Source organism: Gemmiger gallinarum (assembly GCF_014982805.1).
In the GTDB taxonomy this organism is placed as follows: domain Bacteria; phylum Bacillota; class Clostridia; order Oscillospirales; family Ruminococcaceae; genus Gemmiger; species Gemmiger gallinarum.
Genome location: NZ_JADCKC010000003.1, coordinates 485,829 through 500,894, shown reverse-complemented (window position 1 = coordinate 500,894; position 15,066 = coordinate 485,829). Strand labels below are relative to the sequence as shown.

General features: G+C 52.8%; 13 protein-coding genes. 11 read left to right on the top strand and 2 right to left on the bottom strand.

The window, feature by feature from the left end; all coding sequences use genetic code 11:
- Positions 1 to 8: 8 nt before the first annotated feature.
- The 4 genes from INF35_RS11520 to INF35_RS11505 are packed head-to-tail and all read left to right on the top strand — an operon-like array spanning position 9 to position 3,257.
- Complete coding sequence (locus INF35_RS11520) at positions 9 to 410, top strand: DUF3846 domain-containing protein (RefSeq protein WP_193502576.1); 402 nt, start codon at positions 9 to 11, stop codon at positions 408 to 410.
- A gap of 5 nt (positions 411 to 415) precedes the next feature.
- Entirely contained in the window at positions 416 to 1,021 is a 606-nt protein-coding gene (locus INF35_RS11515) for a hypothetical protein (RefSeq protein ID WP_193502574.1), read from the top strand.
- A 20-nt stretch (positions 1,022 to 1,041) separates the two neighbouring features.
- A complete protein-coding gene (locus INF35_RS11510; RefSeq protein WP_193502572.1) occupies positions 1,042 to 1,806 on the top strand; it encodes a hypothetical protein in 765 nt (254 codons plus the stop codon).
- Positions 1,806 to 3,257, top strand: coding sequence for a CAP domain-containing protein (locus INF35_RS11505; RefSeq protein ID WP_193502571.1), 1,452 nt, complete (start codon positions 1,806 to 1,808; stop codon positions 3,255 to 3,257). The genes INF35_RS11510 and INF35_RS11505 overlap by 1 nt, the downstream gene beginning before the upstream one ends.
- Before the next feature lie 95 nt (positions 3,258 to 3,352).
- Here INF35_RS11505 and INF35_RS11500 read toward each other — a convergent pair whose 3' ends face one another.
- Positions 3,353 to 3,661, bottom strand: coding sequence for a type II toxin-antitoxin system RelE/ParE family toxin (locus tag INF35_RS11500; protein WP_007048448.1), 309 nt, complete (start codon positions 3,659 to 3,661; stop codon positions 3,353 to 3,355).
- Complete coding sequence (locus INF35_RS11495) at positions 3,654 to 3,965, bottom strand: type II toxin-antitoxin system prevent-host-death family antitoxin (RefSeq protein ID WP_193502570.1); 312 nt, start codon at positions 3,963 to 3,965, stop codon at positions 3,654 to 3,656. Before INF35_RS11495 ends, INF35_RS11500 begins: the two co-directional genes overlap by 8 nt.
- A gap of 153 nt (positions 3,966 to 4,118) precedes the next feature.
- Here INF35_RS11495 and INF35_RS11490 point away from each other — a divergent pair, with 153 nt between their 5' ends.
- The 7 genes from INF35_RS11490 to INF35_RS11460 are packed head-to-tail and all read left to right on the top strand — an operon-like array spanning position 4,119 to position 14,943.
- The gene (locus INF35_RS11490; RefSeq protein ID WP_193502569.1) at positions 4,119 to 9,782 is read left to right on the top strand and encodes a prealbumin-like fold domain-containing protein; all 5,664 of its coding nucleotides are present in this window, start codon (positions 4,119 to 4,121) and stop codon (positions 9,780 to 9,782) included.
- A complete protein-coding gene (locus tag INF35_RS11485) occupies positions 9,740 to 10,516 on the top strand; it encodes a hypothetical protein (protein WP_193502568.1) in 777 nt (258 codons plus the stop codon). The genes INF35_RS11490 and INF35_RS11485 overlap by 43 nt, the downstream gene beginning before the upstream one ends.
- Positions 10,500 to 11,093 (top strand): PcfB family protein, encoded by a 594-nt coding sequence (locus tag INF35_RS11480; protein ID WP_193502567.1) that lies wholly within the window; start codon positions 10,500 to 10,502, stop codon positions 11,091 to 11,093. The genes INF35_RS11485 and INF35_RS11480 overlap by 17 nt, the downstream gene beginning before the upstream one ends.
- Before the next feature lie 3 nt (positions 11,094 to 11,096).
- Positions 11,097 to 11,945: a hypothetical protein gene (locus INF35_RS11475; protein ID WP_193502566.1), complete on the top strand. Its 849-nt coding sequence runs from the start codon at positions 11,097 to 11,099 to the stop codon at positions 11,943 to 11,945.
- A 6-nt stretch (positions 11,946 to 11,951) separates the two neighbouring features.
- Entirely contained in the window at positions 11,952 to 13,754 is a 1,803-nt protein-coding gene (locus INF35_RS11470) for a VirD4-like conjugal transfer protein, CD1115 family (RefSeq protein WP_193502564.1), read from the top strand.
- A complete protein-coding gene (locus INF35_RS11465; protein WP_235983209.1) occupies positions 13,744 to 14,082 on the top strand; it encodes a TrbC/VirB2 family protein in 339 nt (112 codons plus the stop codon). Before INF35_RS11470 ends, INF35_RS11465 begins: the two co-directional genes overlap by 11 nt.
- A gap of 30 nt (positions 14,083 to 14,112) precedes the next feature.
- On the top strand, positions 14,113 to 14,943 hold the full coding sequence (locus INF35_RS11460; RefSeq protein WP_193502560.1) for a hypothetical protein: 831 nt from the start codon (positions 14,113 to 14,115) through the stop codon (positions 14,941 to 14,943).
- The last annotated feature ends 123 nt before the right edge of the window (positions 14,944 to 15,066 follow it).

Below are 15,066 nucleotides of genomic sequence, written 5' to 3'. Positions count from 1 at the left end.
GGATCAATATGAGAGTGCTTGTGTTGGAACCGGGCTACTGCCCTTATATTGCGTTCTTTGACAGCGCAGAAGAAGCCGTCAAAAAAATCATTCAGGGAGAGAAAAATGTAGCGCTGCCCTTTGGCAACGAGGTGATCGCACTGGTCAGCAGCGAGGAACAGGATTCTTTGCCCTTCAACCGCACCATTGATGAGTCCACCTACATCAATGGCCGCGCCCTGATCTGTGGCTGGGACGGGGAAAAACTGCGGGAGCTGTCCCGCAAACAGGCGGACCGCTATTACCGGCGCTATCTCTACCCGGAGAAACTGGTGGATGAAGAAACCGGTCTGAGGATGATCCCCCAGCAGCCACGGGTCAAACCCCGCGATGAGCGGGTTGGCCGAAAACCCACATTTTTGGAGAGGTGATATAGATGGAAGAAAAAGAATACGCAGGTGATTACCGGATCGAACAATCCTTCACTTTTGGAAGGCACCACTTTGTGATAGGTATTGATGAAAATGCCGCGGAAAAGTATCTGTTGGCTGAACGTCAGGCGACCGCTTTCGGATATGAATATAGGGAGGCGGTTGTATCCAACGACTACCTCGAAATTGTAAACGAATTTGCCCTTCGTATTCAGGATGAGGTTGAAGTGTTGCGCGACATCCACTCGGAAAGAGGCTCTGACGGTATACCTTTTGGGCCCGAGGCTTGCCGTGAAGATAGCAGCAAGCAGAACTATGAGAATCAGATTCTGATTCTTAACCCCGCTTATCTGTCACCGGAATACCGCACAAAAGAAGATCAACTGGTTCTGGCCATCAGCGGCTTCGGCTGCGCACCTGGCAGAAGGGCTCAAAGAATCCTCTGCCAGAGTTTAAGCGATGGTGAGAAGTTCTACATCCGTGGCTACGACGTGCTGGGCATTATTTCACAACAGTGTGTACCGCACTGGGCCGAGGTGAGTGCGAATCTTATCCGTGACGTAGTGCAGAAGGAGCGGCAAGAGCATAAAGCGCCTAACTGTGAACGGTAATATCAAGAAGGAGGAAAAACATGGCTGAAAAGCAGCAATACACAATTTACAAGACCAAGTTCGAGCTGAGCCCTGCTACCCCCGAGGAGCAGGGCTTTTGCTTTTCCCATGAGAAGTCCGCAGTAGACGAAGCCTGCATCGGGCATCTGCGGGGCGATTTTGGCGATACCGGCACCGCGTTCTATCATTCCTGGTGGCCGCACAACCAGCAGCTGGTAACACCGACGTTCAAGAGGGAACTGGAGGATGTGATGACTGGGCTGCGGCGGAATGGCCTACTGAAAGACCGTAAGACCATGCTGGCCCGGTCCATGCGGTTCCGCACGGCCATCATCCCTGGCGAGGGCCGCAATACCATGGCGTTCCGAATCGAAACCCAGGAACACCTGTTCTACCTGCGGTGCAATCCCAACAAGGGAGAATACAATTTTTATTGCTACGGATACAACAAGACCATGCTCATGGAGGTGCTGCGCCAGCAAAAGCAGCTGCCCCGCGTGGCCTGGGCGGAACTGGATTCCAGCCATGAGGTTGTGGCCGTCTGCTACGGCGAAAGCGGATACCACAAGTGGGAGCCCGAAGGCTTCGTTGCTATGACCCCCACGGAGATCGTGGACGCGCTGAATAAAAAAGCTGGCGTTTCCAAGGCCCAGGCCGCCGCCATGAAGGCCGGGTCCCTGTTCGGTTGGCACTGTCCGGCAGCCGATCCCCGGAACTATGACGACCAGGGGCGTCCGACCTACCATAAGGAAAAAGCAAAACAGCAGCACGAGGAGGCGCGGTGATGGAGTCCTTTATTGACCACTTCTATGTGTGCGAGGATCTGAGCAAACTGGGACCTTTGGACATTCAGCGTTTTGACACGCTGCAGGAGGCGGTAACTGCCTACCAGACGCTCTCCGGTGATAAGGTGAAAGCCCTGGGTGTACAGAACACGCTGCCCAGGCCCGGAACACTGGATTTTGTGCAGAACCTGAATGGGAAAGACACCCTGCTGAGCGATTGCCTGCGCCTTCATGCCTGGCGTAATGCAGAAATACAGAAAACATGGATCGAGCTGCGGGAACTTCTTCCCGTTGCGCAGCGTCGCACCATTCGCTTTATTACCCCGGAGTACAAGGACCTGTTTGCCTTGCAGGATGGTGAATCTCTGAAAATGCGCTATATGGATGGTACCACCAAAACCACCCCTTGCTTTGCCTGTTCGGATGGATACCACTTTTACCTCGGCGCAAATCAGCTGTTTCATATCTGCCAGTTTGCGGAGATAAGCAGGGCAAACGGTACTATCTATATGCCGCAGACTTCCCATGAGGGGGAGCGTGCCGATACCTATGAGATTTATCAGGTGAGCCGGTACAGTGCAGCTGACTATCGCTTTGCTGACTATGGGTATGCGAAAGACAAGATGAAGGCCACCGACTATCGCCATGTCTATTCCGGAATGCTGGCCAAGGACACCACACTGGATGACCTCTATATGCTTCACAACAGCGATAATCGTCCCTTTGCGCACCAGATGAGCTCTATGTCTATGCTGTCCCTGATCATGCTGACAGGGTGTACCACTACCCGTACCGAACCTACGGTGACAGCAACGCCTGAGTCGGCAGTCGCGGCCACCCCCGACACCGCGGCATCGGAGGCTCCCACGATGCCTGAATCTTCCGTGGTTGACACCACGACAACCGACGCGGGGGAAAAGAAAGAGATGACGGCATCGGCAACGCCTTCCCCTGCTCCCACCGAATTGCCCGAAGCCGACCAGGTTGAAGCAGCCAATTCGGAAATCGTTGTCGAAGAAGCGGCAACCTCTACAGCGGAGATGAGCTACGGCGCATTACCTTTTGATTTGGCGGCAGGAACTCAGGAGTGGTGGGGCATTGACAGCAGCGACGCCGCCTACTGGGCCGTACAGGACAACATCAATGCTATGCGGGAAGCCGGTGGCCTGCCCGATCTGTCCATGGACAGCAGCCTGAGTGCTGCGGCAGATGCGCGGTGTGAGAGCTTTGTGGCCGGTGGTCCCTTTGACCACAGCGGCATGACCACCACCAGTGAGATCTGCGCCAGCGGTCCGCTGGAATCTGCTTCTGCTGTCTGCACAGCCTGGCAGAATAGTCCCACCCACTATGCCAACATTATGAACGCCAGCTTTACCAGTATGGGGGTTGGCTGTTGGTTCTGTGATACAGACCAGGGCCGGTATACCTATTGGGTGGTCACCTTCAGCTGAAAGAATATCGAGAAGAAAAGCACCTGCCTTGTGCCGCATTTCAGCGACATTCAGCAGGTGCTTTCTCATTCTGATCGGCTTTTTATCGGTTCGCTTTACCGAAAAAGCTCAGGGTAATTGCTGGACGCCCAGACAATACGCTCGATGACAACCTGGGATTGGTCAATCCGGTAAATCACAATGTGGTTGTCATGAACCAACTTTCGGAATCCCAGGGCATTCAAGTAGGTGTCGGGGTGTTCCTCTCCCATGCGCGGAAACAGGGATAGCTTTTCGATGTGGTCCTGTAATTCAGCGACGGCACGGAGCGCAGAATCCTCACCCACTTTCTCAAAGTGGTAATCGGATATGTTCAACATATCCTGTAAGGCTTCTTCAGTATAAATAACGGAAAACTCAGCCATTTTTCTGCCTCTGCCTCTCGCCTAAATGCTGCTGGATTTTGGCGCGTACTTGATCGGGTGTATAGGTCGGCTTACCGGCCAAACGGCCCATCTCCGCCTCCAGTACCATTGCGCGATGTTCCAGAACGGCTTCCCGTCGGTCCAGTTCTTCTTCCCGCCGAGTAAAGGCGTTCAAGTCCATCAGGACAGTATCGCCTTCGCCGTTGCGGGTGATATAGATGGGTTGACCGGTGGTACGGGATCGAGCAGCCAATTCGTTGTATTCCGTGCGAAGCGCCGAAGCAGGTCGAATATCAATAGCCATACGCAAGGCCCCCTTTCTGTTTTTAGTATAACGCAACTAATAGCAAATTACAATTAAATTTTGAATTAATTTGCTTGAACAAATCCGATAATCACCATAGGTTCTAAGGCGTCTGCTTACGCAGGCGCTTTTTTTATTGCAGGAGGTTTTTATATGAAACGACATACCGTAAGGCAGCGGCTGGCAGCATTCCTTTTGGCGGCTCTGATGAGCCTGTCCTGGCTGCCGCCTTTGCCTGCCTTCGCAGAGGATGACGCTGCCGTAACGGCATCCGCTGCAGAAAACGATTTGCCCTCTCACGAAAACGAAGCAACCCCGGAAACGTCGGACCCTGAGAGCAACGTAGTTGAGGATGAAACATCCGAAGGTGACACATCGCTCAGCGAAGCTGCTCAGAAATTCGTGGATTCTGTCAATGCTTTGGACCGGGACAGCATTCTGAGCGCCGTGAACACCTGGGCCTTGGCCAGCCAAGCATGGCAGGCTGAAAAAGACAATCCTGATCTGACGGCTGCGCTGGAAACTGCAACGGCGGCATCGGATGAAGCTGCGGCACCGGTTTATGCAGCCGAAGATCTGTACATTGCACTTACCGATGAGGACAGGGCGCAGGAAGCCGTTCAGACTGCTTACAGCGCACTGGCCGCTTTGTTCGTCACCATGCAGCTTACGATGGAAAATCCCACTGCTCCTGAAGAGGGCGGCGGGAACCCTCCGGACGAGGAGGAAATTGCCACCGTATTGTATGGTGAGCTGCCCGATGCCCCGACCGGCAGCTACATGGGCAGCTATGGCTTGCCCATCGCCACCGGCGATACCAAAATTGGTATCGGGTATTGGGGGAACGAACTGCTCTCGGCGGACAATCAGGGCAGGCTGGATGCTCAGGCGCTCAACTCCGATGCCATGACCATTGTGGTACCTCGTCAGGAAGGTGAATCCTATGCCGTGGTGCCGATCATGGTAGAGGTGGAATACCCCGCCAACAACAGCACTTCTCAAGTGATTCTGCCGGATAATGTGACCGTGCTCGATTATGACGGCACGGAAGCAGATGCCGACGAAACCAGCCAGATCCTTTCGGGCACCTATGTGGAAACCTCTGCGGCTGCCACCGGCCTTTATGTGAAAGCCGAAGATGATTTCGTTGCAGAGTTTTCTTATACTGCGCCGGACGGCAGCAAGCTGCACAAAACTTTACAGGTAAAATTGGGCGAAAACACGGCGAACAAAGCAAGTATTCAGTCCAATGGTATCACCACCTATGCCGCAACGCCTACGCCGCCGTGGACCACCGGTAAAATCACGTCGATTACCTACGAAGGTGGCACCTGGCTGGTCTGGTTCAATGGCGTCGAAGCGTACTGTTGCAGTCACGGCCTCAGTGGCCAGCCCAACGGTTGCCCCACATACTCTTTCAGCTATGTTTCCAAGCTGGAGCCAGGACAATACACCCCCGGCGCACACTATCTGAATCAGATTAATATTTGGGGCGGACTTGGCCAGCTTTCGCTGGGACTACTGACTGAAAAACATGATCCCACCGATTACGGGAGCAGCGATTTTGCTGCCGATACCGTAGCCACCTATTCTGCCACCGAAAACGATATGCTGAAAGCAGCATATCAGTATTACGATGATACCCAGTTGTGGATCATCAAGAATTATCCTGACAGTGCTGCGGCCAAAGCCTATCTGTCTGCGGCTGCACAGCTTTTGGGGGCAGATAATGGAGTTAGTACGTTTGCCTCTGGCAAGGGCTATTACACCTACATTTATAGCCCTCCTGCCGGATATGCATGGCAGATTATTGCTTTGATCGGTCCTGAAATTACCGATGAGGAAGGCGGTACCGATATTCCCGACATCCCCGATGCCGAGTATTACTCCGCCAACTGGACCGCTCCGGCTCAGAGCGCCAGCGGTAGTTTTGACCTGACTTTTACAGTCAATACCGATAAGCAGCAGCTGGAAACCGCAGAAAAGATTGACGGGGCAACCATTACCATTACGCCCTCCAAAACCAGCGGCAGCATCGACGGCGGCAGCTGGCAGATGAGCCCTGCCGGTGCGCAGACCATTACCACCACCGGCCATACCAACGATGACAACTACCAGAACAACGGCGGCGACGGCACGGTCAGCTGGACAGTGCATTATGAGGTCAGCAAGACCAGCACCACAACGCTCAGCGGTCAGGAAGGCCCCTACAGCAGCCAGGCCGAAGCGGATGCGGCGGCAGAAGCAGCCAAAAACGCTGCCATTTCCCAGCTGCAGAACGAAGCACAAGGCATGGTAGATGCAGCTATTGCAGCCGCCCGTGCCGAACTGGCCTCCATTGTTTTCCAGTATGACGAGATTGATGTACCCTATGGGTTTGAGGAATTTTCTGGAGCATTGGGCAGTCATCAAACCATCACAGTGCCTGCTGACAGCAACAATCATTATGTGATGAAGAACGACGAGTGGAGCCTGCAGGTCACTCTGGAAAAGGTAGACAGTGAGACCGGGCAGCAGATCGCAGCGGAAACAGAGTTCCAGGTCTTTGAGTGGGATGTGGTGACGGAGCAGTATATCCCCTTCGGCGGGTATAACCAGTACACGGTGGTCCGAAATGAGAACGGCAACTACTCCGTAGCCAATGGTACCAACTACGGCACCGAGTTCGACACCAGCCGGAAGATGTATTATACCCAGCGGAACGAGGGCAAGTTTATCATTGTAGAAACTCGTGCGCCTTCCGGTTACTACGGCGACTGGACCGATGTAGAGCATCCCGGCACCGCTGGTACCCCCCTGGGGAAGCGGGCCTATTACATTGAAATTACGAAAGACAATGATGGCAGTGTGATTACCCTGGACAACAGCCACTACAACGCAGATGTGGCTATGGAGTATACCGGAGGCACCAAGCTGCTCACGGCGGAAGGGGTGGAAGCCACCGTCACCATCTATGACCAGTACCAGGATGCGGGCCGTGCCTACAATACCGACAACTCTAAGACTGCAGCCAATGAGGATTCTTACACCATGACCCCGATTTCTGGTGTCATGCAGAATGACAGGGTACTGGGAGAAATTTCCCTCAGTAAAGTAGATCTGGATGCCGTGCGTTATGTCGGAGGCCGTGATACCGATGGCGATGCCATGGCCAGCGGTCAGGCCCATGCCGATGCCCGACTGGATGGTGCAGTGTATGACCTGTATGCCGCAGAAGATATTCAGCACCCGGACGGTGTCACTGGCACAGTGGACTACAGCAAGATCACCTATGCAGACGGCACCCCTATTTGGCATACCACCATCCGGGACAACTCCGGCCAGTGGGTGGATGACTACCTGCCGGTGTTGGCCAAAGACCATCTTGTAGCCAGTGCGGTGATCGAGGACGGCTGGCTGACCTTCAGCAACTTGTATCTGGGCAAATACTACATTGTGGAGCGTGGTACCGGTGTCGTTATCCCTGTAGAGGACGGCGCTTACAAACTGTCGGGTACCTACCCCGATGTGGATTCCAAAACCAAGGAGCCGACCGGGACTACTTCCCAGCTGGCCACCAACATTGCAGGTCAGTACACAGACTATGTGTATAAACACCAGTGGTCGTACATCGGCCAGAGCAAGGCACTGGACGGTACCAAGACCTATGATGGTTATTATGAGAGCTATGCCACGGGCTATCTCTGTGACGAGCACAACTACTACATTACGCCGAGCTACGCCGACGAAGGCTGGTACATCGAAAAGATTGCCTTTGAGGATGATCGGCAGGCCAAAGGTGAGGATCTCGACAAAACGACCTACAGTGCCAATTACCACTTGCACCGGGATAATGAGCTGGCAGAATCTCAGGATCAAGTGATGAAAGGCAACGTAGAACTTTCCAAGCACGTTTCCAGCACCGGCAGTTCGGATGGTATCGACCTGGAGGGGGCCGGTTTTACCTTCTACTTGATTTCCGACCTGTCCAAGGAGGACCAGTTTGCCCAGAGCCGCAGCGGCAAATACCTGATCAAATCTATTCTGGATGCCTATATCAACCCGGAATATGATGAAAGCCATCCCAAGTACGATTTCAGCGGTGAGGCTCAGGCCATTGCCAAAACCTATGAGGTCGACGCTGACCAGATTGCTGAGTACAATGACACTCTCACTGCCGCCGGTGACTTCAAGAACGGCAGCGGTGACGGCTGGGTTGCGACGGGCCGCCCCAACGAATATCAGTTGGCAGAGATTTTCTCCAATGATACCGGAACCATCCGGGTGCAGGGCCTGCCCTATGGGCAGTACCTCGTTGTAGAAACTACCACGCCCAAGGATGTGTTCCAGGCAGAACCCTTTATCGTGACCATTGACCCCACGGACGAATCCAATCCCCAGTCCGCCATGGCCAATCCCAAGGATGCCGTGCAGATCCCGTCCGACAGCTACCAGAAGTATACGGTGCTGGATGAGGAAATCGAAGTCTATCTGCGGGTCACCAAGATCGACGAGGAGAGCGGCAAGGCAGTTCTGCTCAAGGATACCGCGTTCCAGATTTATTGGATGGATGAGCAGGGCAACCACATCTACGATGAGAACGGCAACGCCAAGCTGGTCACCATGACCGATACTACCAACCCGCTGCTGCCCAAGGATGTAGATACCTTCTACACCGATGACACCGGTATGCTGGTGTTGCCCGAAAAACTGCCGCTGGGCCACTACCGTCTGGTAGAGGTAAACGGCCCCAATGGTTTCTACAATGAGTGGGCAGCCTCCGCAGTGTATGAGGACGGCCACCTGCAGATTGACGATACCGGCAATTTTGAGGACGGCAGTTTCTATGTGGACTTCTCTGTTACTACCGACCGTGTGTATAAGGCCAACGGGGATGACAGCGAGGACAGCCAAGACATTCTGGTGATCGATGAGGACTACCAGAATAACGAAACACTGGGTGTTCTGAAAATCCGCAAGACCGGCGAAGTCCTGACCGGCTGGCAGGAGGATGAGGGCGGAACCTTTGACCCGGAATTTTCCGGCGAAGCCCGCCCCGGCCACTTTGTGTATGAGGAACGGCCCATCCCGTATGCCGAGTACACCATTACCGCAGCGGAAAACATCTACACCCAGGACCGCCAGACGGATGCCAACGGGAACAGAACTCTTTGGTACGCCAAAGGTGATGTGGTAGCAGTTGTCCGCACCGGCGATGGCACCAGCGATATTGCTGCCTTTGCCCCTGGGCGTACCAATTCCACCTATGATTTCCTTTCGGTCATCCATGATGGCACGGTGGGCGAAGTAATCGTCACCCTCCCGCTTGGCAGTTACCATATCGAAGAAACCGGTGCTCCTTATGGATTTGTTGGTACTAAGCAGAGTTATGATGTGACCTTTGAGTGGGATAAGCAGACTAACGATGTGGTTCTGGCAAAGACCATTACCAGCAATCCCGGCGATGGTTCCGCATCGGAAACCGAGAACTATGAAATCGTCAACGTGAAGGATACGAGCGATGCGCAGATCGAAGCCCAAGTCCTGAAGTTCCACAATGAACGAGTGAAGCCCCAGCTGGACATTTATAAACGGGACAGCAAAACGGGCGCTCTGGTTGCCGGTGCCGTCTATAACCTCATTACGGTGGATGACATCTACAGCGCAACCGGTGACCTCTTGTTCCGGGCCGGTGATCTCATCGCTACTTCGGCCCCCACGGATGAAAACGGCCATACCACCTTCACCTGTGATTTCCCCATGCGTGGCGAGTTCTATGGGATGTGGATCGTGCTATGGAGCGTGCCGTCAACTGGTCTACCTTTGTGCTCACCCTGAACCAGATGGGATATGAAGTTGCCTACGGGCGAAACATCAAGTATGCGAAATTACGTCCCAAGGGTTCTCCCCGTGCGATCCGCTTCAAGTCACTGGGGCTGGGATACAGCGAACAGGAGCTGCGGGAAAGGCTGGAGCAACCGAAAAGCGATACAACCAGTCGGATGGGACAACGGGAACAGGCCGTGCCCTTGGTGTATAAGAAGGTACGCTTTCGTGGCTCCTATCGAAAACAGGACCATAAAAAGATTACAGGGTTTATGGCCCTGTATTATCACTATCTTTATTTGTTTGGCAAGGTACAAAAACATCGTATATCTTCCCGCAAAACTCATTTTCTGCTATGGGAGGATTTTCGGACCTTTGAGCGGTATAAGCAGCAGGCACAGTTCCTTTGGCAACACGGTATCCAGACCACGGATGATCTCCACCAAAAACGGCATGAGGTCACCGCAAAGATGGACGGGTTGGCCGCCAGAAGGCAGGCGCTGTACAAGCTGCGCTCCAATACCGCCAACGGATTGAACAAAGCAGATCTCGGTCAGCAGATCCAAGCCCTGACGGAAGAACTGCGTGGGCTGCGAAAAGAACTGCGTTACTGTGATACCATCGAGCAGGACGCGGAACACCTGCGCCAGCAGGTGGAAACCATTCGCTGCGCAGAACAGGAAGCCGAACAGCAGAAGCAACAGAAACATAGAAGGGAGAGAGAACATCATGAGTACCGGCGGTGATGCCGCAGACCAGATGGTCCGTGACGGCATCGAAATTGTCGAGAGTTCTGTAAAGCTCAGTGCGCTGGGAGCCAAGAATCTGGCAGCTATCGCTATCGCACTGGCCAAAGAAAATCCCAAACTGCGGGGGAAAACCAATCTGGATCGCCTTCTGAAGGATGGAAAAGAACTGCAGGTTTTTCCCCTGAAAATATCCGATCTGCGAGAGTTCAACCAGCAGGCAAAGCAGTATGGGATTCTTTTTACTGCAATCAAGGAAAAGAACGGTGAAGGCGAACTGGTGGATATTCTGGTTCGCTCGGAAGATGTTTCCAAACTGAACCGTGTCTTTGAGCGCATGGGATATGCAATTCCCAAGGAAAAGAAATTTGAAAGAAAAAACGCATCAACCCGCTATCGGTCCGAAAGCGCCTCTCCGATTCAGCGGGTTGGTGCAGAAAAAACCAATCAGAGGGTTACTTCGATGGATAAACCCTCTGTACGGCTCGCCATTCGGAATTTTCGAGCACAGGCAATTGAAATTGGTAAGAGGGCAGCTTTGGAAAAGGCGCAAAAAGACCAAGATAAGGAGAGATGAATTATGAACGAGCGTATTCCTTTGGAAGAATGGAAGGCCAAAAAGCAGGCCGAGCGAGAAGCCCTGGGTCAGAAACAACTTGCTGCGATGGAGAGTTTCTGCGAAAGCGGGAAGGCTCTTTCTGTTTACCTGTATGGTCGTGGCCGGTTGGGTTCTCGGTTGTCCTCCGGCAATGCCGCACTAGTTCTTCATCAAATTCCACTGGCCAGAGCGGTTTACCCCATGCGAACTTGGAATCAAAATGGTCGGTATGTGAATAAGGGGGCAAAAGGAATCACTGTTCTGTCCCGTAAGGGCAACGGAAAAGGGTACTATCTGACCCCCGAAACAGTGTTCGATGTTTCTCAGACGAACGGCAATACGCCCTGCCCACAGCGGACCCTTCAGGACGCCCCCAAACTACAGCACATGGCAGTGCAGAGCCTTGTAGAATTGGCCCGTGTCCCGGTGGAGATTGGAGAACCGGTAACCGGTGTTGCCGAGTATGTTCCCCATGAGAAAAGGATCGTGGTAAGCCGGGAAGCTACCGACCTCCAGCTGCTGCAGGAACTGCCTGCCCTACTGGTACAATCCTGCTTGGCTCTGGATGCGCCGGACACCCATGCGGCAGAAGCGCGCTTTCTGTCTGATGCGGTGGCACTGGAGGTCTGCGGTCGCCTTGGCATTCCTGCGCCTGCTGCCAGCGATACGCGGATGGAACAGTGCAGACACATTCTCTCTCAAAAGAATGTTCGGGAACATTTTGACAACGCCCGTGATTTTGCCCGGACGATGGGCGACCAAATCGAGCATAGCTTGCCCAAATTGCAGTACCATGCCCGGGATACCCGTTGCCAGCCTGAACGCGGGTGATGTGTTATGAATCCCCGAAGCAGAAAACCCACAGATTACCTTCTGTGGGTTGTTTTCTTTGTTCCGCTGTTGTGGCTGGCCGTTGCACTGGCACAGGCAAGAAGCGAAGCAGGAAATCTAGCTCAAATGCTGGAAATCCTTAGCGCTCTTGCAAATGCGCCATTTTCAGTGCGATGGACAGAAAATGCACCGAAACTGGTACTTATCGTCAGTATCCTGTACCCGATGTGTGTAATCTACTATGTCACGGAACAGGCGGATCTCCGGCCCGGAGGCGAATATGGTACGGCGCGTTGGGGCAATGCAAAAAGCCTGAACCGAAAGTATCGGGATCGACGCCACCCACGCAGCAATTACCTGTTCACCCAAAATGTGAGAATGGGGATGGATTCCCATAAGCATCGTCACAATCTGAATGTCATGGTCATTGGTGGGTCTGGTGCAGGCAAAACCCGGTTCTATGTAAAGCCCAATCTGATGCAGAGTATCTGCTCCTATATTGTGCTGGACCCAAAGGGCGAAATCCTGCGGGACCTCGGCGGAATGTTTGAGGCGCAAGGCATTGCCGTCACCGTGATCGATCTGGTGCACTTCAAGGGACACTATAACCCGTTGGTGTATCTCGAAACAGACGAAGATGCCATGAAGCTGGCTCATGCCATCGTTCACAATACCAAACCCAAAGATGCTGTGGGGAGTGCGGATCAATTCTGGGACAATTCCAGCATCATGTTGATCTCAGCCATCATCCTCTATCTGCTATATGAAGCGCCTGCTGAGGAGCAAAATTTATCAACGGTCATGTATATGATCTTAAATGGACAGGTGTCGGAGGATGAAAGTTATCCCGCACCGCTCGCCATGCTTTTCAATGACTTGGAAGATAGAGAGCCGGACCATCCTGCCGTTTTGCAGTATAAAAGTTTTCTGCTAGGCAGCACCAAGACACTACAGTCTGTTCTGGTTACTGCAGCATCCAATCTGCATATGTTCAATTCCGAACAGTTTGCGTATATGACTGGACGAGATGAAACCTTCCTGCCGGAACTGGGCCTGCAAAAGCGGGTGATTTTCTGTGTTATCCCGGATAATGACGAAACGTATAACTTCCTCATTACTATGCTCTATACTCAGATTTTTGATCAGCTGTTCCGGTTGGCTGATTCTAATCCCGAATATAAGGGCGCTTTGCCGGTTCATGTTCGCCTGATGATGGACGAATTTGCCAATGTGGCACTACCAAAGGATTTCAAAAAGATTCTTTCGGTATGCCGCAGCCGCAATATCAGCTGCGATATTATTCTGCAGAGCATCGCGCAGCTTAAGAGCCTGTTCAAGGACGATTGGGAAGGCATTGTGGGTAACTGTGACTCGCTGCTGTATCTCGGCGGTAACGAATACGGAACCTTTGAGTATCTATCCAAAATTCTGGGTAAAGAAACCGAACGGACCGTTTCACACAGTATCGGTCGAGGCAACCACGGCTCATCCAGCGAATCCCAGCAGAAAGCCGCTCGTGATTTGGCTACCCCGGATGAGATTCGCCGCATGAGCAACGACGATGCCTTGCTGCTGCTTCGATCTGAGGACCCGGTAGTGGACAGAAAGTACGATCTATTGAAGCACCCCAATATTAAAATGACCACCGATGGTGGTGCAGCTCCCTATGTGATGCCCTATGACTTCATGCAGATGGCAGTGTCCATATCCCAGAAGGAACTGGCAACCATTGAGCCGGATAAGATACCGGCAGAAACTCTCGACAAATATGAACTCATTGATTTGGAGGAAATCGAAAATGCAGCATAATGAAAATGAAACTCGTCTGGCCCGCACCCGTGCGAACAAGATCAAACGTACTTACCTGACCTGGGCGGTCTCGGCAGCACTGTGTGTTCTGGTAGCTACTCCGGCCTTTGCCGCCAGCGACCCTTTGACCACCATCAACAATCTCAGCGACTTTGTGTTCAGCGCCATCAAGGCCATCGGCGCTATTTTGCTGGGCTTTGGCCTGGTTCAGATCGGTCTTGCCCTCAAGAGCCACGACGCCGGACAGCGGGCACAGGGGTTTATGACCTTCTTCGGCGGCATCGTGATCTACTTTGCCAAGGATATTCTCGACCTGATTCTAGCCTGATCCATGTAGCTCCAAAGGAGGTGATTATCCTTGGACCAGAACTGGATCGTCGAAAATCTGAACAATGCCTTTACTACATGGAACGAGAAGCTGAGTGAACTGTGGGGCCTTGTTACCACCAGCCCAGCTACCTTCAAAGGTGGTGCTGTCTGGGGCATCATGCAGACCATCCACGGAGCAATGCTGGCCATCGGCTATGCTCTGGTTATTCTGTTTTTCGCCATGAGTCTGTTCAAAAACACCGCAAACTTCCACGAATTGAAGAGGCCCGAAGCGGCTCTGCACTACTTGATCCGATTCGTGGCAGCCAAAACAGCGGTGGGATACGGAATGGAGATCATGCTTAAGGTCTTTGAAGTGTGCAACGGCATTGTCAGCGAGATGGCTACCAGTATGGGTGGTATTTCTCAGGCAATGGTTTCACTGCCCGGTGAGGTACAGACGGCTATTGAAAATGTAGGCTTTCTGGCCAGTATTCCGCTTTGGTTGGTTACCATCTTAGGCAGCCTGTTTATCACGGTGCTTTCCTTCATTATGATTCTCACTGTGTACGGGCGCTTTTTCCGCCTGTATATGTACACGGCCCTGGCACCGATTCCATTGGCAACCTTTGCCGGAGACAGTACCCAATCGGTGGGTGTGGCATTTCTGAAAACCTATGTAGGAGTCTGCATGGAAGGTGCGGTCATTGTGCTGGCCTGCATCATTTATGCGGGCTTTGTGGGTACCCCTGTGGTGGCTACCGGCGAAGCCACCACAATGGTGTGGAGCTATCTTGCAGAGACTGTATTCAATATGTTGGTTCTGGTAGGTCTCATCAAGGGTTCCGACCGTATCATTCACGAGATGATGGGGCTGTAATAAAGGAACGTTTTGCTGTTTTTTCCCACTTTCATTCCAATTTTTGATCTAAAACGGCCTGTTTTTTGCATCAAATTCTCTTGACAGAGCAACTTGACTTGTTTATGCTAATTGTAGGAGGTG